Raw genomic sequence first — 19,159 nt, 5'->3', positions numbered from 1 at the left:
GCACGCGGATCTTGGTCGGATGGATGCGGGAAAGCGATGCTCACTGGCAAGGTGGTGCGGTTCGACGAGGTGCGGGGCTACGGGTTCATCGCCCCGGACGACGGCAGCGACGACGTGTTCGTGCACGCGAACATGCTGGACGGCGACAAGTGGGCGCTGACGCCCGGTGTCCCGGTGGAGTACGAGGCGGTGGGGACCGACCGTGGCCCCAAGGCCGTGCTGGTGCGGGTGGTGGGCGCTGCCGTGGGCGCGGAGCGGACCGGGACGGCCGGCACCGCGGCGCCCGCCCGGGCCGGCGTGGCGTTCACCGGCGGGCGCAGCAGGGATGGCGGGCCGGCCACGGGCGGCGCGGAGGACGACGAGGGCCTGTGCGACGTGCTCTCCGAGCGGGCCTTCTGCACGGAGACCACCGAGGCGCTGGTCACGTCCGTGTCGGACCTGACCGGGGCGCAGATCGTGGCGGTGCGGGCCCGGATGCTGGACCTGGCCCGACGGCACGGCTGGGTGGAGGGCTGACCGCGGGGCGGACGTCGGTGGACCGCCGACCACGGCCCGGTCGGCTCAGCCGGCGGCGATCAGCAGGGACTTTCTGATCCGGCCGAGCGCGCTGCGCGGCAGCTCGTCGACGAAGTGCACCCGCCGGGGTCGTTGACCCGCGGAGAGATACCGGCCGACGTGGTCGATGAGCACCTGCGCGGTCAACCCCTCAGCGACGACGTACGCGGTGACCTGCTCGCCGAGGGCGTCGTGCGGCGTGCCGACGACGGCGGCCTCCCGGACGCCGGGATGGCTCAGCAACGCCTCCTCGATCTGCCCGGCGTGCATCCGCCGGCCCCGGCAGTGCAGCACGTCGAGCCCGCGCCGACCGATGATCCGGTACGAGCCGTCGGCGGCCACGGTGGCCAGGTCGCCGGTGGCGTGCCAGTGACCGGCGGCATGGCCCCGCCCGCCCTCGACGTAGCCGCTGAACAGCGTCGGCCCGCAGATGCTCAACTCGCCGACCGACTCGCCGTCGGCCGGCACCGGTCGGGCCTCGCGGTCCAGCACCCGGGTCTCCACCCCGGGCAGGGGGGTGCCGACGGCACCGGCGACCGTGGGATCGTCGGCCCGCCCGGTCAGCGCGATGAGCGTCTCGGTGGTGCCGTACGCCTGGACCGGCGTGTGCGAGGTGAGCAGCCGGAGGCGTTCGGCCACGGCGCAGGCCAGCGGGGCGTCCGCGGAGATCAGGATCCGCGCCGCCGACAGCGACCGGGCCCACCGGGCGTTCAGCGCGATCTTCGCCCACTGCTCGGGCAACCCCAGGTACATGGTGCCGACCGGTCCGGCGGCGGCGTTGCGGTCGAGGTGGACGAAGCGGCTGCCGACCCGCAACGCGCCGAGCAGGCCGACGACCAGGCCGTACGCCCGGAACAGCGGCGCGCCCTGGACCACGACATCCTCCTCGTTCCACCGCCACGCGTCGGCCAGCAGGTCGAGGTCGGCGGCGATGGCGCGACGCGAGATGCGTACCCCGCGCGACGGCCCGCCGGCGCCCCCGGTGTAGAGGATGACCGCGTCGGTGCCCGGCGCCGGCTCCGGGTGCGGTGTCGAGGAGCGCTCCCGCAGGTCGACCGGGACGGTGGGCAGCCGGTGGGTGCCGGACCGGTTGCGGCCGAGGAGCACCGTCGCCCCGGACTGCCGCAGGATGCGGCCCCGTTCGCACTCGTCCGCGTCGGGGGGCAGCGGTACGAGCGGGACGCCCGCGTGGACTGCGCCGAGCATTCCCACCACCGTCTCCAGGGTCGGTGTGCCGTCGACGGCGACCGCGACCGCACCCCTGATCCGGTCGGCGACCGCGGTGACGCAGCCGAGCAGGGCCTCGCTGGAGAGCGTGCCGCCGGCCACCGTGACCGCATCGGCCCGGTCCGCGCCGAATCCCCGCAGCGCCGGCAGCAGTGTCATCTGCGCTATCCCCTGCGGAGGGCGGCAACGAGTCGCGGCAGCAGGTGGAACATCACGACGGCCACAGAACCCTTCAGGTGACGGGGCACGGCCCCATATCCGACTATCCCGATGATGGAAACGGGTGCCCCGAAATTAGGCCGGGCTATCGGCCCGGCACAACCCCTAGCTGCCCGGACCGGGTCCCCTGCGAGGCCGACAGGCCAGGTAGGACAGGACCTCGCCCGGTTTTCGGCGGCGGCGGGCCGGATCGCCCTTTCCCGTGGCCGACACTATGGATGGACGACGACTCGCCGACAGTGACGGACATTGGAGTCGACTTTTGACGGGAAATTGTCGATCGGCAGTAACGGATCGCTCGGACATTGATGTCGGTTACACTTGTTCGATCGCATTCCGTCGGCCACTCAGCGACGCCGGCGCCCACCGACAGGCCCCTGGGAACATAATTCTTTTTTAACAACATAATCGGTTAATTTCCCAAAGGTCCGAATCGGGTGGCGCATCGTCGACGCGCGCCGAGTCCCGATCCCGGGCGACCCGGCGGCCCGCAGTCGCACTTCGGGCAGGCGATGTCGCACGGCGCAACAATCGGGAACCTTTAACAATTGTCGAGCCGCCCGCCCGCACCCTGGAGCCTCTCGTCGCCGGTCCGGGCCCGCGGGCCGGCAGGCACCCCCGGCCCCCTTCCGACCGTCAGCGCTCCCACGCCGGGCCGCACCGCGCCCATGGCCACCAGACCGCCCGCCGGCCATGTTGACACTGAGTTGAGCAGCGCTTACACGGGATGACGTCGAGGGCTTCCGGCCCACCCGACGCGGGACGGCCGCCGGCGGGAGGCGGCTTCGCCGCCGACGGGCCGACGACGGGAGTTCCGTCGCGGTGACGACGTGGACACACACCGGACGCTTAGCACGCAAGAACGCGTCCGCCAATCGCCGAGCGGGCCGGAAAAGGCGCGACCAATGGGCCACGGCGGCATGCTGTCACGTTACGGGACCACCCGGCGACTTTCCGCTGTCGCCCGTACCCGCGAAGGCCCGCCCGGGGCGACGCGAGACAGAACCGATGTTTGCCCATCCTTTACAAACCTCGGCTTGCCGCCCAATTGCCGAACTGCCATACTCCCACCATCACGGTGGTCGATAGGGGGAAGGCCGGCCCGGAGAGGCTGGGGAATTATCACCGACACCGGCGGGGGCGCAACCCGGAGTCGCCAGCCGGTCAAGTCGGTCGATGGTTCGCCGGCGATGCTCGACGGTCGTCTATATTTGCTAATAATGGAATGGGTCAAGAATTGCCGGTCTCCGATTTCGTCGAGCTCCAGGGGCGCGCAGGGCGGGCGGCCCCTCCGGTGACCGCGGCCCGCACGCTCCTCCGGGGGCCGCGTCGATGGAGCTGACCGAGCGGTCGTGCCTGCTCAGCACGCTGGAACGGCGACTGACGGACCTGTCCCGCAGCGAGGCCTCCCCGACCAACCGGACCGTCGCCGTGCTGACCGGCCCGGTCGGCTCCGGCAAGACCACGCTGTTGCAGACCTTCGCCCGGCGGGCCTGCGACTCCGGCGCACGGGTCCTCGGCGCGAGCGCCTCCCGCGCCGAACGCACCGTCCCGCTGGAGGTCATCCGGCAGCTCGTGCGGGCGGCGCCGTTGAGTGGAGCCGGTGACCCCGACCTCTGGGCCCGCCTCGGGCGGCTGCTGGACGCGGGTGCCCTCACCTGGACCGACGCCGACGACACGGACCACGAGGACACCGCCCTGGCCACCGCCGCGATCGGTGGGGCCCTGCTGGAGATGACCGCGCAGGGGCCGCTGGTCATCGCGGTCGACGACGTCCACCACGCCGACGTGCCGTCGCTGCGTTGCCTCGACTACGTGGCCCGACGGATCTCCGGGCTACCCGTGCTGATCATCCTGACGGAGGCGCCGCGCACCCGGCCGTGGCGGCCCGACGTGCACGCCGAGCTGCTGCAACCCGCGCGGCTGCAGCGCATCCGGCTGCCGCTGCTCACCGCCGACGGGACGTTCCAACTGCTCGCCCGGCGACTCGGCGTTCCGGTCGCCCGCACCATCGCAGAGGAGAGCCATCGGATCAGCGGCGGCAACCCGCTGCTGGTGCAGGCGCTCGCCGAGGACCAGGCGGCCGCGCCCCGGCCCGCCGACCGTCCCGTGGTCGGGGAGTCGTTCCGGGAGGCCGTGCTGAGCTGCCTGTACCGCTGCGACCAGCTCGTGCTCAACGCCGCCCGGGTGCTGGCCGTGACCGGCGAGCCGCTGCACGGCAACCTGCTGCCCCACCTCGTCGACGCGCGGTCACGGGCCGCGCTCGGAGCGATCGACGACTCGACCAGCGCGGGGCTGATCACCGAGCAGGGGCTGCGCCATCCGGCGGTGGGGCAGGCCGTCCTCGACGGCATGACCGCCGAGGAACGCGCACGGCTGCATCTGGAGGCGGCCTGCCTGCTGCACGACGACGGCGCGGCCCCGGCCCGGATCGCGCCGCATCTGGTCGGGATCGACGAGCTGGCGGAGCCCTGGATGGCGCAGACCCTGCTGGACGCGGGCGAGCAGGCGTTGCGCGACGGCGAGATGGAGACCGCGCTGCGTTACCTGCGCCGCGCGCACCGGAGCTGCGCCGGCGAATGCCTGCGGGCGCGGATCCGTTCCGCGCTGGCCCGCGCCGAGTGGCGCATCGACCCGCAGGCCGCGATCCCCCACCTGGTCGGCGTCGTCACCGCCATCCGCGCCGGGCACCTCGGCAGCCAGCAGGCCGCCGGCGCCATCCACTACCTGCTCTGGCACGGCGAGATCGACAAGGCCGTCGAGCTCGTCAACCACCTGAGCGAACGGGCGGACAGCGTCGACCCGAGGTCCGCCGCCGAACTGCTCGTCACCACGGGCTGGATGTCGACCCTCTACCCCGGCGTGATGGTCGACCGCCCCGCACCCGCCGTGGCCGTCCGGGACCCGCTCACGCTGGCCAAGGTCAAGCGCGGGATCGAGGGCGCCACCCTGCTGTCCGCCGTGCTCGACCGCGGTGACGCCAGCGCGGTCGAGCAGGCCGAGCGGGCACTGTCCACCACCGGGCTGGACGACGAACCGAACATGTGGACCGCCGTCTGCGCACTCATCGCCATGATCTACGCCGACCGGCTGGACCTGGCCGACGACTGGTGCGACCGGCTGGGCCGCAACCCCGCCACCCCGCGCTACCCCACCCCGTCGGCGACGCTCGCGGCGCTCCGGGCGGCCGTCGCCGGACGGCTCGGCGACCTGCCCCGAGCCGAGAAGCTGGCCGACGAGGCGCTCAGTCAGCTCTCGCCGAAGGGCTGGGGAGTGGTGATCGGGATACCGCTCGCCGTGCGGGTACGGGCCCTCACCTTCATGGACCAGCTCGACGCGGCGGCGGCCACCCTCCAGATGCCGGTGCCCCCGGCGATGTTCGAGACCCCGATCGGGCTGCACTACCTGCAGGCCCGCGGGATGCACGCCCTCGCCGCGGGAAGCCCGGAGGCGGCCCTGGCCGACTTCCAGCTCTGCGGGCAGCTGATGAACCGCTGGCGGCTGGACTTCTCGGGCCTCGTCCCGTGGCGGACCGAGTCGGCGCGGGCGTTGCTCCGGATGGGCCGCCGCCAGCAGGCCGGCCGGTTGGTCCGCGAAGAGCTGGCCCGGCTGCGGCCCGTGCACGTGCGGCACCGGGCCGCCGCCCTGCGGGTCCTGGCCGCCACGGAGGACGGGCCGGACCGGATCCCGCACCTGCGCAGCGCCGTCCGACTGCTGCGGCAGTGCGGCGACCGGATGGAGCTGGCGCACAACCTGGCCGACCTCGGTCAGGCCTACCAGCAGGCCGGCGACCGGCGGCAGGCCCGCGTCGCGGCGCGGTCGGCCCGGGTCCTCGCCGAGGAGTGCGGGATCCCGATGCTGCGGCCCGGCCTCTCCCCCAGGAGCGGCGGCGCCGAGAGCGCCGGCGCGACGGCCGTCGTCCGGGGACTGACCGACGCGGAGTGCAACGTGGCCACCCTGGCCGCCCAGGGCCACACCAACCGCGAGATCGCCGAGAAGCTCTTCCTGACCGTCAGCGCCATCGAGCAGCGGCTGACCCGGATCTACCGGAAGCTGGACGTCAACTCGCGCAGCGAGCTGGCCGCCCGGCTGCGCATGAACCGACCCGGCGCGACGGTCCTGGACCCGCCGCCGCGAGGCAGGGACGACCCGGGCCAGCGGCCCGCCGGGCCCCGGCCGCGCTGACCTTCGCCGGTCGACCACCGCTCCGGCCCTCGCCGACCGTCCCGGCCGCGGCTCATCGCCGGCCGTGGTCTCCTGGGCCCTGTCCCCGGGCCGGTTCGTCGACCTACGGTCGCACGAGGCCCGCACCACCACGTCGCCCGGCACCCGCGGCCACCACGGTGTAAGGAAGGGCCCCTTGCTAACGCTATGCGTTAGCAAGGGGCCCTTCCTTACACCTCCCTCCGGCGTGGGCCGCCGGCGGCCGTCCGCCGCCGTTCGCCCCGGCTTCCGCCGGTCTTTCCAGTCGACTGTGGAGGGATGGCCTCGGCCGCCACCTGCGCCGACCGTCGCCGGGTGTCCACACCCCAGCACTGAGCGTGCAACCGGGCGTGCGTCGCGAAGGTCGATGTGACACCATCAAGCCGCACACCCGACACCAGCCACTCACCGTGTCGCCATCTCCCCCACCGGGTCGAGTCCGACACCCCTTCATCGCGCTTCGCGCAACCCCTAAATGCGTTTCAGGGCCGCAGGTTTGTGCGCGAAACGATGGGGTCTCGCGCCCGTTGTCGCACACCCGCGCCGGTGCCAGACTCCCCTGAGCACCCGGACCGTACGGCGAGAACCCCGGTCCGGCGAAAGATTTCCAGGTCCACCCGGCACGGCGGCCCGGTGCGCTCCACCCCTACCCGGAAGACACGGGTGGAGGGGCGGCTGTCCGGCAAGGGGGAGGCGGCGTCGGCAACACCGGGGTTCCCGGTCCCGCGCCGCGTAGGAGAAGGGCTGACACGTTGGTGTTGGTGCAGCAAGAGGAACAGACGACCCGGCTCCGGCGCGCGTTCCGGGCTTGTGAGGACCAGCAGCGCGGACACGTCGCGCTGGTCACCGGCGCCGTGGGCAGCGGCAAGACGAGCCTGCTGGAGTCGTTCAGCGAGTGGGCGGCGGGCGCCGGCGGGCAGGTGATGAGCGCCGCCGGCTCCCGGGCCGAGCGCGGGCTTCACCTGGGAGTGATCGGGCAGCTGTTCCACAGTGCACGGCTCACTCCGGAGGCCGCGGCCCGGGTCGAGAAGCTGGTGCGGGACGCCACCTTCGCCGTACCGCTGCCCGAGCCCGGCGCCGAGGCGGCCGACGGCGACCGGGCCTGGGCCCCCCTGCTGCACGGTCTCTTCGCCACCCTGCTCGACCTGACCGCCGCCGGACCCCTGGTCCTCGCCGTCGACGACGTGCACCACGCGGACCCGGCCTCGCTGCACTGCCTCCTCTACGTGACCCGCCGGCTGCGCCACGCCCGGATCATGGTCGTGCTCGCGGAGGCCTCGACGCTGCGCCCGCCGCACCCGCTGTTCCGCGCCGAGCTGCTCAGCCAGCCGCACTTCTCCCGCATCGGCCTGCCGCCGCTGACCGTCGACGCCGTCGCCCGGCTGGTCGGCGGCGAGGCCGACAACGCCGACGCCCGGCGGACGGCGGAACGCTGCGTCCGCATGACCGGCGGCAATCCGCTGCTCACCCGGGCGCTGCTCGAGGAGCGGGCCGGCGCGGAGACGAACGACGAGTACGGTCCGCCGGTCGGCGACGCGTTCGACCAGGCGGTGCTCGGTTGCCTGTACCGGCACGAGCCGGGGGTGCGCCGGGTGGCGCAGGCGCTGGCGGTGCTCAACCGGCCCGCGACGACCGAACTGCTCGGCCACCTCCTCGACGTGGTGCCCGAGTCGACGGCCCCGGCGGTACGGGTGCTGCGCACCTCGGGCCTCATGGAGGGCGACCAGCTCCGTCACCCGCGCATCCTGCGGTCGATCCTGGGCGACATGTCGGCCGACGAACGGCGGAGCCTGCACCAGCGCGCCGCCGAGGTGCTGCACGACCACGGCGCCGAGCCGAGCGTGGTCGCCGAGCATTTGGTGGCCGCCGGCTCGGCGAGCGCGCCCTGGGTGGTGCCGGTGCTCCAGGACGCCGCCGGCCACGCGCTGGCGTCGGGTCGACCCGACGTGGCCGCCGCGTGCCTTCGCCTGGTCTCCCGCGCCCCGGTGGACGCGCAGCAGCGGACCGCCACCACCGAGATGCTGGTGAACGCCCGCTGGCAGCTCAACCCGCTGACCGTGAACGGGCAGCTGACCGAGCTGGTGGAGACGGCGCGGGCCGCCGGGTGGTCCACCGACGCGGGCCTGTCCGCCGTGCCCTACCTGCTCTGGCAGGGCCGGGTGGACGAGGCCACCGAGGCGGTCAGCGCCTTCCCGACGGACGAGGAGCACAGCCCGGCCGGCACGGCCGGTCGCCTGCGGATGATGCAGCTGCTGGTCTCCCTCTCCCACCCGGAGCACCTGACCACCGTGCGGGAGACCCCGAGCGCCTGGAGCCGGGCGGCGAGCGCGCCGACCACGATCAGCCCGCTGCTCCAGGCGGTGACGGTGCTCGGCACCGCGCTGACGCCGGCCGCGGACAACGACACCGTGGCAACCGCCGAGCAGCTTCTCCAGCGCCACCACACGGACGACGGCGCGCTGGGTCTGCTGACCGCTCCCCTGCTGGCGCTGCTCTGGGCGGGTCGGTCCGACCGGGCCGCGGTCTGGGGGGACGTGCTGCTCGGTCGGCCGGTGGCCCAGCACGCCCCGGTGTGGCGGGCCGTCATCCGGGCGGTCCGGGCGGAGGCGGCGTTGCGCGTCGGCGACCTGCCCGGCGCGGAGCACCACGCGCGGGCGGCCCTGGAGGACATGCCCGCCCCGGCCTGGGGGGTGGCCATCGCCGGCCCGCTGGCCACGTTGGTCGCCTGCGCGACCGAGTCGGGCCGGTTCTCCGAGGCCGAACGGTGGCTCGCCCACCCCGTCCCGCCCGGCATCTTCCGCACCCCGCTGGGCCTGCACTACCTGGCCGCCCGGGCCCGGCACCACCTGGCCGTGCGCCGGCCGCACGCCGCCACCACCGACCTGCGCCGCTGCGGCGAGCTGATGCGCGCCTGGGGCGTCGACGCGGCCGGGCTGGTGCCGTGGCGGCTGGAGCTGGCCCGGGTGCAGCTCAGCGTCGGCAACAAGACGCAGGCCACGCAGCTTCTCCAGGAGCAGCTGCGGGTGCCGCACGGGGTCGACGACCGCACCCGGGGCCGTACGCTCCGGCTGCTCGCCACCACCGCCGCCCAGGACCACCGGCGCAAGCTGCTCTCCGAAGCGGTCAACCTGCTCCAGTCCAGCGGCGACCGGCTGGAACTCGTCCGGGCCCTCGGCGACACCGGCCAGACGCTCCAACGCGCCGGGGACTCCGCCCGCGCCCGACTGCTCGTCCGCCGGGCCTACCAGCTCGCCCAGGACTGCGGGGCGTCGGTGCTGGCCCAGCGGCTGATCCGCCGGGAGCCGGGCAGCGGGCTGCCGGCGTACCCGGCCGCGGCCGAGTTGCAGGAGCCGGACGACGGGCTGAGCGACGCCGAACGCCGGGTCGCCGCGCTGGCCGCCCAGGGGCACACCAACCGGCAGATCTCCAGCAAGCTCTTCATCACCGTGAGCACGGTGGAGCAGCACCTGACCCGGGTCTACCGCAAGCTCGACGTCAAGCGGCGCACGGACCTGCCGTCCCGACTCGTCGCGTACGCGGAGGCGCTGGCCGACGAGACCCAGGGCGCCGCGTCCTGACCGACGTCGCAGGGGCGCGGTGGGTGTGGCCCACCGCGCCCCTGCGGCGCGTACGGCGACCGGGAGATCAGCCGACGGCCAGCCCGACGGTACGACGGGCCGCCGCCTCGTCGCGGTGTTCCAGCACCAGGTCGGCGGCGGCGGTGACCCCGCCGGCCTCCCGCATCCGCCGGCTCCACAGCTGCGCCCGCGCCCGGAACGTCTCCTCGCCCAGCAGCCGCGCGAGCTTGGCGAGGACGTCCTCGACGTCCGGCGAGTCGGCGCGCTCGACGGACAGGGCCACCCCGCTGTCGACCGCGCGCACCGCACCGTCGGGGCAGTCCAGCCAGAACGGCATCACCAGCTGCGGCACGGCGAAGTGGACCGCCTCGTGGATGGCGTTGGCGGCGCCGTGGTTGAAGAAGACCCGCACGTGCGGGTGGGCCAGCACCCGGTGCTGCGACGGCACCCACGCCTCCACCCGCAGGTTGCCCGGCAGCCGCCGCGCCGGCGGGAGAAGGTGCTGCTGGCGCGCGGGCACCTTCCACAGCACGGCGTGCTCGGGCCCGAGCCGGTCGGCGATCTCGACGATCGCGTCCACCTGGCCGCGCGACAGTCGCATGATGGTGCCGAAGCCGACGTAGACCACCGAGGGGTGCGCGTCGAGCCACCGGGTCAGCTCGTCGTCGCCGTCGGCGGGCGGCAGTTCCCGGGGCACGACGGGACCGAGCATCCGCAGCTTCTCCGGGGCGGTCGCGAAGGGGTACTCGAAGCCGAACACCGTGTACGCCATGAGCGCCTCGGCGGCCTCGACGTAGCCGGCCGGGCGCATCTCCGGGTTGTGGATGCCGGCCGCCTTCCGGGCGGCCACGGCGGCGAGGCTGCGCCGCAGCCGGTCCGGCTCCATCAGCGCCCGCACCAGCCGGTTGCGGAAGCCGAGGTTGGCCGCCTGCTGCCGGGGCGTCATCCGCTCCGGCAGCCCCGAGAACGGGGCCGGGTAGCGCGACGGCAGCTGCTCCTGGAAGAAGTTGGACGGCGGCAGCGAGATGCTGACCACGAAGGGCAGCTGCCGGGTCTGCGCCGCGTCCATCGCCCAGCTGGCGAGGCTGTCGACCACGGCCACCACCGGCCCGACCACGTCGATGACCTGGAGGCAGCGCCGGTAGAGCTGCCGCACGTGGTCGTAGTCGGTGCTGACGTCGAGGTACCGGGCGAAGCTGGTCGCCCGGTCGCCGGTGGTCAGCGCCCGGTACGTCGCGTCGTCCCAGCTGTCCGGTGACGACTGCGGCCGGGCCGGGCCGAGCGAGACGAACGAGACCTGGCCCGGCCCTCGCAGTCCCTCGACGTCCGCCCGGCGATCCTCGGTCGAGGCGAACCAGACGTTCCCGACGCCCCGGGCCTTCAGCTCGCCCACGATGCTGAGCAGCGGGTTGAACATCCCCGCGCTGTTGTAGGCGACGACGAGTACCGCCCGGTCACGGTCGTTTCCGGTCATGTCCACCGTCCGTCACTCCTTCCCGCCTGTGCGGCGACCCGCGCCGTCCGACCCTGGAGTACGCCGCGCCGGCGGGCTGTTCGTGGAGCCGTTCGGTCGGCGGCGGATCGACATCGATACACATCGATGCAGCAACGTGCGGCGAAGCTCGGGTCGAAAGGGCTGGCACTCCGGAACAGCCGGGACCTCGAGCTGGCGCCCTCTGCACAGACTGCCACGGCTGGCATGGCAACGCTCGCTGGAGGGGCGGGTTATGTGCCGATTATTTCGGACTAACCTACCATGTCGACATTCGTGCCTGCCGATGGGGTACACGCACCGACGCCGATGGCCCGAGCCGCGGAAGCGGCTCGGGCCATCGGCGTCGAGGTGGTACGGGGAACGGGGACGGGGATCGCCGGGCCGGCGCGCCCCTGCCGGGGCCGCGCGGTCCGCGACCGCGGTTCGGCTAGTCCACGGCGCGGCGCATGAAGCCACGCATGCCGATCATCGAGAACACCACGAAGACCCCGGTGAGGACGCACATGCACAGCCAGAGCGGCAGCGACTCGACCCCCGGCGGGCCGACGAGCGACCGGGTCGCCTCGCTGATGTAGGTGAGCGGGTTCAGCGAGCAGATCACCTGGTACCAGCGCAGCGAGTCCAGGCCCAGCAGCGGGAACTGGGTCGCGCCGGTGAACATGATCGGGGTCATCACCACGGTGAACATGATCTGGATGTGCTGCGTCGGCACCAGCGTGCCGAAGGCGAGGCCCACCGCCGCACCGACCAGCGCGCCGATCGCCAACACCCCGACCACCTTGAGCACGACCGCCCAGGGCCAGGTGACACCGAGCATGAGCATGCCGACCGGGATCAGCACCACGCCGGCGATCAGGCCGCGGATGCCGCCGAAGACGATCTTCTCCAGGGCCACCAGCGGAATCGCCATGGGCGACAGGAGACGGTCCTCGATCTCCCGGGTGAAGGAGAAGTCCATCATCATCGGCAGCGCGGTGTTCTCCAGGCCGATCAGGAAGGCGTTCAGCGCGATGACGCCGGGCAGCAGCACGTTGGAGAAGTCGTCGCTGGCGTAGCCCAGGTCGCTGAGCACCTTGCCGAAGATCAACAGCATGAACAGCGGCTGGATGAAGACCTGGAGCAGGAAGCCGACCAGCTCCCGGCCGGTGACGAACAGGTCCCGCGAGAGCACCGCCCGGAACGTGGCGAACTGGTCCAGCGCGCGCACCGGCGGCGGCGACGAGGCCGGCGACGGCGCGGACGGGGGGGCGGGGGCGGCGACGCTCACCGAAGTTCCCTTCCGGTCAGGTGGATGAAGACATCTTCCAGGCTGGGCTGGCCGATGTTCAGGTCACGGACCTCGCAGCCCAGGTCGGCGAGGATCTTCATCGCCATCGGAATGGCGTTGGCCGGCTGGCCGCTGGTGTAGACCCGGAAGGAGAGCGGGGCGTCCGGGTCGGCGGGCGCGTCGGGGGCCGGCGCGGGCATCGGCATCGCCGGCATGCCCGGGAACGCCGGCGCGGCGACGGGCGCCGGGGCGGTCACCTTGAAGTGTTCCACCTGCTCCACGTCCGGGATCGCGTCGAGCGCGACCCGCACCTGCTCGGCGGGGGCGCCGGGGGTCACCACGAGGGTCAGGGTGCTGCTGCCCGGCAGCGTACGGGTCAGCGCGGACGGGGTGTCCAGGGTGAGCAGCTTGCCGTGGTCGACGATGCCGACGCGGTCGCAGAGCTTCTCCGCCTCGTCCATGTCGTGCGTGGTGACCACCACGGTCACCCCGGACCGCTTCAGCTCGGCGACCCGGTCGTGCACGAAGAGCCGGGACTGCGGGTCGAGGCCCGCGGACGGCTCGTCGAGGAAGAGCACCCGGGGCGAGTGCATCAGCGCGCGGGCGATCATCGTGCGCTGGGCGAGACCGCCGGACAGGAAGTCGGTGCGGTGGTTCGCGAAGTCCTTGAGCCCCATCTGGTCCAGCAGCTCGTCCGCCCGCCGGATGCGCTCCGCCCGGGGCACGCGGTGGTACGCCGCGTGGAACAGCAGGTTCTGCCGGACGGTCAGCGCCCGGTCCAGGTTCACCCGCTGCGGTACGACCGCCAGCAACTGCCGCGCGACAGCGGGCGCGCCGATCACGTCCGCGCCGCACACCCGGGCCCGGCCCGAGGTGGCCCGTACCCGAGTGGTCAGCACCCCGATCGTCGTCGTCTTGCCCGCCCCGTTCGGCCCGAGCAGGCCGAAGACCTCACCGGCGGCGACGGAGAAACTCAGCCCGTCCACCGCCGGTGGCATGTTGGGCTGGTACCGCTTGACCAGCTCCGTGACCACCACTGCCTCGTCCACGTCGTCATGCTCCGTCCTGCAACGTCGGTTCGATAGATGTGTGTGCGCCGATAGGGGGCCGCTAGGGGCACGCCAGGGGCGGGAACGGTCACAGGCCCCGCGCGGCCAGCCACCGCTGAAGCGTGCCGGCGAGTTCCGGCCCCCGGTCGGCGACCATGCTGAAGTGGTCACCGGCCGCGTCCGCCACCTCGTGCGGGTAGGGCCAGCGGGACCGCCAGCCGTCCTCCTCGCCGTCCCACTCCCCCAACGGCTCGCTGGCCCGGACCAGCAGGGTCGGCGCCGCCATCTCGGTCGGCTGCCAGTCCAGGAACAGGGGCAGGTAGCCGGCCCACGCGGTCGTCCGCCAGTCGTCCATCGGCGTGTACGCGGTCTCCCGGTCGATCATCCCGTCGAGCAGCTGCGGCACCCACCCGCCGAGCACCTCGCTGTTCGCCGGGTAGGTGTCCATCAGCACCACCGCGTCCGGCGAGCGGCCCTGGCGTTCCAGCTCGCCGGCGAGCAGGTTGGCCACCATCGCGCCACCCGAGTGACCGGCCAGCACGAACGGGCCGCCGTCGACGGCGCGCAGCACCGTGTCGGCGTGCACCCGCAGCAGGGCGTCGAGGTCGGCGGGCAGCTCCTCGCCCACGCCGAACCCGGGGTTGGGCAGGGCCCAGACGTTGCGCACCCCCCGGAAGCCGGCGGCGAGCCGGGCGTACTCGTGGGCGCCGGAGAGCAGGGACATGGTGCAGCAGCACACCAGCTGCGCCGCGGCGGCGCCCTCGGCCAGCCGCAGGATGCCGGCCGGGCGGGTGAGCTGCGCCGGCTCGCTGAAGCTGGGCCGGAACTGCGCGAGCTTGACCAGGAGCTCGGCGTACCCGGCGGGATCCTCGCGCGCCTTCGGCTGGTTGAACAGCCCGCCGAGCAGTCCGCCGCCGGAGCTCTCCGCAGCGGGTCCCCCGGCGTCGTCCGCGCCGTCCCCGGCCGCGTCCGCGCCGCCGAGCTGACCGAGCAGGTGGCGGGCGAGCGCCGTAGGGGTGGGGTGGTCGAAGAGCAGGGTGGCCGACAGCTCCGCCCCGGTCTCCTGGCACAGCGCGTCGCGCAGCTCCAGTGCGGTCAGCGAGTCGAAGCCGAGCTCCAGGAAGTCCCGGTCGGCCTCGACCGCCCCGGGCGAGGCGTGCCCGAGCACCGTGGCCACGCGCGCGCGGACCAGATCCAGCAGGATCCCGTGCCGATCGCCGGCCGGGGTGCCGGCCAGCCGGTCCCGGAAGGCCCGGGCCGGGTCGGTCGCCTCGCCACCGGGGCCGGCGTCCCGGTCCGCGGCTGCCGCCGCCTCGGGCACGCCGCGCAGCAGCGGTGCGGGCCGTACGGCGGTGAAGGCCGGGACGAACGCCGGCCAGTCGAGGTCGGCGACCGCGAGCTGGTCGTCGCCGCGGCCCACGGCCTGCTGCAACGCGGACACGGCCAGTTCGGCGGGGAGCGGACGGACCCCCCGGCGGCGCAGCTGTGCCGGGTCGGTGACCTCGTCGGCCCAGGGCACCCACGCGACGACGGTGGCCGGGCGGCCGGCGGCGCGCCGGCCGGCGGCCAGCGCCTCCAGCCCGGCGCCGGCGGCGGCGGCGATCGCCGCTCCCCCGCTGCCCCAGACGGCGGCCGTGGAGGTGAAGACCACGAACTCGTCGATCGGCCGGCCGGCGCAGGCCCGGTCGAGCAGCTCCACCCCGGCGGTACGGGCGGCCACGGCGTGGGCCAGCTCGCGCGGGTCCAGCGCCGCGACCGGTTCGCCGGCCCCGTCGGAGTCGGCGACGTGCAGGACGGTGCGGACCACGGTCCCGGCGTCGGCCAGCCGGTCCAGCGCCTCGGGCAGCCCGTCGAGGTCGTCGACGACGGTGACCTCGACGTCCGGGCCGACCGTGCCGGCGGGCACCCCGGGACCGGCGAGGACGAGATGGGTGGCGCCGCGGTCGGCGAGCCACCGCAGCAGGTGCGGGGTGCGTACCGCCGCGGCCCCGTGCACCAGGACCGCACCCCGGGGCCGCCAGTCCGCGTCGGCGGCGGTGCCGGCCGGGGCGCGCGACAGCCGCCGCGCGTACACCCCGCCGGAACGTACCGCCAGCTGGTCCTCGTCGCCGCCGGCCGCGACGAGCCGGGCGAGCGCGGCGAGCGCGGCGTCGTCCGGCTCCGCCGGCAGGTCGACCAGCCCGCCCCAGAGGCGCGGCTGTTCCAACGCCAGCACCCGGCCCAGGCCCCAGAGGTACGCGCCGGCGACGCCGGGCGCGGCATCGTCCGCGTCGACGGCCACCGCGCCCCGGGTCACGGTCCACACCGGCGCGCTGCCCCCGGCGAGGGCCCGGACGAGCGCGGCCGTCCCGGCCAGCGCGACCGTCCCCGTGGCCTCCGCCGCCAGCAGCGAGACCACGACCGACGGGGCGCCGCCGGCGCGCTCGATGGCCCGGGTGATCTCGTCCGGGTCGTCGCCCACGGTCACGAGCACCGGGTCCAGTGCCTCGGCGCGCAGTGCGGTCAGCACGCCCGTGGCGTCGGTCCGCGTCCCGGCCACCACCAGGCAGCCGCCGGTCGTCGCGGTGCCGGAGGGCGCGGCGACGCGGACCCAGTCGGCGCGGTACCGCAGGCCGTCCAGCGCGGAGCCGCGACGCCGCCGGTCCCGGTAGGAAGCGAGGGCGGGCAGCAGTTCGGCGAGCGCCTCCTGCCGGTCGGCGTCCAGGCCGAGCGCGGCGGCCAGCGCGGCCGGCCGGTCCTGGGTCACGGCGGCCCAGAACTCGTCGTCGTCGCTCGGCGCGGCGGGCTGACGGAGGTCGACGGCGGGCGGATCCGGCCAGTACCGCTCGTGGTGGAAGGCGTAGGTGGGCAGCTCGACGCGCGCGGCGTCGCTGCCGGCGAAGAGGGCCGGCCAGTCCACCCCGGCGCCGCGCAGGTCGACGGCGGCGAGCGCGGCGAGCAGGCTGGCCGGCTCGGGCTGGTCCCGGCGGCTGAGCGGCACGAAGGCCGCCGGCTCGACGTCGGGCAGGCACTCGCGGGCCAGCGCGGTCAGGGCGCCGTCGGGGCCCAGCTCCAGGAAGGTGCCCACGCCGGCGGCGGCCAGGGTGGCGACGCCCTCGTGGAAGCGGACGGTGTCCCGGACGTGGTCGACCCAGTAGCCCGGGTCGGTGGCCTGGGCGGCGGTGAGCGGCGCGCCGGTGCGGTCGGAGACGACCGGCAGGGTCGGCGGATGCCAGGTGACCTTCTCCGCGACGACCCGGAAGTCGGCCAGCATGGCGTCCATCCGGGCGGAGTGGAAGGCGTGGCTGACCCGCAGCCGGCGGGGCCGCCGGCCCTCGGCGGCGAGCCGCGCACCGGCCGCGAGCACGGCCTCCTCGTCGCCGGAGAGCACCACCGACCGGGGACCGTTCACGGCGGCCAGCGACACCCGCTCGTCGAGCAGCGGTGTCACGTCGGCCTCGGACGCCCGCACCGCCAGCATCGCCCCGCCGGGCGGCAGCTGCTGCATCAGCCGGCCCCGGGCGGCCACCAGGGCCGCGGCGTCGGCCAGCGACAGCACGCCGGCGACGTGCGCCGCGGCCAGCTCGCCGACCGAGTGGCCGAGCAGGAGCTGCGGGCGCAGCCCCCACGCCGTGACCAGCCGGTAGGCGGCGACCTCGTAGGCGAACAGTGCCGGCTGGGTGAACTCGGTACGGTCCAGCAGCGCCGCCTCGGGCGAGTCGGGATCGGCGAAGACCACCTCCCGCAGCGGCCGGCTCAGGTGCCGGTCCAGTTCCCCGGCCACCTCGTCGAAGGCCGCGGCGAACACCGGGAACCGGCGGCACAGCTCGGCGCCCATGCCGAGGCGCTGGGCGCCCTGGCCGGTGAAGAGGAAGGCGACCTTGCCGGCCGGGCGGGCCACCCCGCGTACCACGCCGGGGGTGTTGCGCTCCTCGGCGACCGCGCGCAGGCCGGCCAGCAGCGCGTCGCGGTCCTCGCCGATCACCGCTGCCCGGTGCGGCAGGGCCGCGCGGGTGGTGACCAGCGAGTACGCCACGTCGGCCGGGGCCAGGTCGGGGTGGTCGGCCAGGTGCGCCAGCAGCCGCCGGGCCTGCCCGGCCAGGGCCGGTGCGGAGCGGGCGGAGACGATCCAGGGGGTCGGCGGGGCGGGCGTACCGGCCGGCCGGGCGTCGTCGGTGTCCGCTTCGGCGGCCTGCTCGATGATGACGTGCGCGTTGGTGCCGCTGATCCCGAACGCGGAGACCCCGGCCCGGCGCGGCTGCCCGGTCTCCGGCCAGGGCTCCGCCCCGGTGAGCAGGGAGACCGCCCCGGCCGACCAGTCGACGTGCGGGGTGGGCTCGTCCACGTGCAGGGTGGGCGGCAGCACCCCGTGCCGCATCGCCAGGACCATCTTCATCACACCGGCGACGCCCGCCGCCGCCTGGGTGTGCCCGATGTTCGACTTCACCGACCCCAGCCACAACGGCCGGTCGGCGCGGCGGTCCTTCCCGTACGTGGCCAGCAACGCCTGCGCCTCGATGGGGTCGCCGAGCGTGGTGCCGGTGCCGTGCGCCTCGACGACGTCCACCTGGTCGGCGGTCAGCCCCGCGTTGGTCAGGGCCTGCCGGATCACCCGCCGCTGGGACGGGCCGTTCGGGGCGGTCAGCCCGCTGCTCGCCCCGTCCTGGTTGACCGCGCTGCCGCGCACCACGGCGAGGACCGGGTGGCCGTTGCGGCGGGCGTCGGAGAGCCGCTCGACCAGCAGCATGCCGGCCCCCTCGGACCAGCCGGTGCCGTCGGCGGCGGCGGCGAACGACTTGCACCGGCCGTCGGTGGACAGGCCGCGCTGGCGGGAGAACTCCACGAAGACGGTCGGGGTGGCCATCACCGACACCCCGCCGACCAGCGCCATGGTGCACTCCCCCAGCCGCAGCGCCTGGCAGGCGAGGTGCAGCGCGACCAGGGACGAGCTGCACGCGGTGTCCACGGTGACCGCCGGCCCCTCCAGTCCCAGGGCGTACGAGATCCGGCCGCTGGCCACGGCGGCGGCGCTCCCGGTGCCGAGGTAGCCCTCGACGCCGCCGCTGACCCCGGTGAGCAGCGCGGCGTAGTCGCCCTGGCTGCTGGTCGCCGCGTACACGCCGGTGGGCGCGCCGCGCAGCGTGGTCGGGTCGATGCCGGCCCGCTCGAACGCCTCCCAGGCGGTCTCCAGCAGCAGCCGCTGCTGCGGGTCCATCGCGAGGGCCTCGCGGGGACTGATGCCGAAGAAGGCGGGGTCGAAGTCCCCGGCGGAGTAGAGGAACCCGCCCTCCCGCACGTACGACGTGCCCCGGCTGTCCGGGTCGGGATCGGGGTCGTAGAGCGCCCCCAGGTCCCAGCCCCGGTCGTCGGGGAACGCCGACATCGCGTCGGTGCCGTCGGCCACCAGGTCCCACAACTGCTCCGGCGACCCGACGCCGCCGGGGAACCGGCAGCTCATGCCGATGATCGCCACCGGCTCGCTGAGCGCGGCGGTGAGCTGCTGGTTCTGCTGCTTGAGCTTCTGGTTGTCGAGCAGGGACGCGCGCAGCGCGCCGACGACCTCGTCCAGTGAAACACTCATCGGGGG

Annotated in this window: 7 protein-coding genes and 1 pseudogene; 3 read left to right on the top strand and 5 right to left on the bottom strand. The window is 74.5% G+C overall.

What is annotated here, in order from left to right; all coding sequences use genetic code 11:
- The first annotated feature begins 36 nt into the window (after nucleotides 1–36).
- Nucleotides 37–516 (top strand): cold-shock protein, encoded by a 480-nt coding sequence (locus tag RM555_RS01930; RefSeq protein ID WP_311410132.1) that lies wholly within the window; start codon nucleotides 37–39, stop codon nucleotides 514–516.
- A 45-nt stretch (nucleotides 517–561) separates the two neighbouring features.
- On the opposite strand, the gene RM555_RS01925 is transcribed toward RM555_RS01930, so the two are convergent.
- Nucleotides 562–1,941 (bottom strand): AMP-binding protein, encoded by a 1,380-nt coding sequence (locus tag RM555_RS01925; RefSeq protein WP_311410131.1) that lies wholly within the window; start codon nucleotides 1,939–1,941, stop codon nucleotides 562–564.
- A 1,392-nt stretch (nucleotides 1,942–3,333) separates the two neighbouring features.
- Here RM555_RS01925 and RM555_RS01920 point away from each other — a divergent pair.
- Both RM555_RS01920 and RM555_RS01915 read left to right on the top strand, forming a co-directional pair.
- A complete protein-coding gene (locus tag RM555_RS01920; RefSeq protein WP_311410130.1) occupies nucleotides 3,334–6,186 on the top strand; it encodes a helix-turn-helix transcriptional regulator in 2,853 nt (950 codons plus the stop codon).
- A 779-nt stretch (nucleotides 6,187–6,965) separates the two neighbouring features.
- Nucleotides 6,966–9,782, top strand: coding sequence for a helix-turn-helix transcriptional regulator (locus RM555_RS01915; protein ID WP_311410129.1), 2,817 nt, complete (start codon nucleotides 6,966–6,968; stop codon nucleotides 9,780–9,782).
- Between the two features lie 67 nt (nucleotides 9,783–9,849).
- Here the strand turns inward: RM555_RS01915 and RM555_RS01910 are convergent, their stop codons facing one another.
- The 4 genes and pseudogenes from RM555_RS01910 to RM555_RS01895 form a co-directional block, all read right to left on the bottom strand.
- Nucleotides 9,850–11,256: a glycosyltransferase gene (locus RM555_RS01910; RefSeq protein ID WP_311410271.1), complete on the bottom strand. Its 1,407-nt coding sequence runs from the start codon at nucleotides 11,254–11,256 to the stop codon at nucleotides 9,850–9,852.
- Between the two features lie 448 nt (nucleotides 11,257–11,704).
- A complete protein-coding gene (locus RM555_RS01905) occupies nucleotides 11,705–12,544 on the bottom strand; it encodes an ABC transporter permease (RefSeq protein WP_132240281.1) in 840 nt (279 codons plus the stop codon).
- Nucleotides 12,541–13,593 carry an ABC transporter ATP-binding protein gene (locus tag RM555_RS01900; protein ID WP_311410128.1) on the bottom strand — a complete coding sequence of 351 codons (1,053 nt, stop codon included), beginning with the start codon at nucleotides 13,591–13,593 and terminating at the stop codon, nucleotides 12,541–12,543. Before RM555_RS01900 ends, RM555_RS01905 begins: the two co-directional genes overlap by 4 nt.
- An 88-nt stretch (nucleotides 13,594–13,681) precedes the next feature.
- A pseudogene (locus RM555_RS01895) lies at nucleotides 13,682–19,153 on the bottom strand (type I polyketide synthase); the annotation flags it as partial.
- Nucleotides 19,154–19,159: the final 6 nt, after the last annotated feature.

It is taken from the genome of Micromonospora reichwaldensis (genome assembly GCF_031845925.1).
Classification (GTDB): Bacteria; Actinomycetota; Actinomycetes; order Mycobacteriales; family Micromonosporaceae; genus Micromonospora; species Micromonospora reichwaldensis.
The sequence above is the reverse complement of the archived record's forward strand: the minus strand, read 5'-3'. Positions and strand labels throughout refer to the sequence as shown.

Bases quoted from the DNA above. Each gene is read 5' to 3' on its own strand.
- RM555_RS01930 (WP_311410132.1), top strand. From the start codon at position 37: ATGCTCACTGGCAAGGTGGTGCGGTTCGACGAGGTGCGGGGCTACGGG.
- RM555_RS01925 (WP_311410131.1), bottom strand. From the start codon at position 1,941: ATGACACTGCTGCCGGCGCTGCGGGGATTCGGCGCGGACCGGGCCGAT.
- RM555_RS01920 (WP_311410130.1), top strand. From the start codon at position 3,334: ATGGAGCTGACCGAGCGGTCGTGCCTGCTCAGCACGCTGGAACGGCGA.
- RM555_RS01910 (WP_311410271.1), bottom strand. From the start codon at position 11,256: ATGACCGGAAACGACCGTGACCGGGCGGTACTCGTCGTCGCCTACAAC.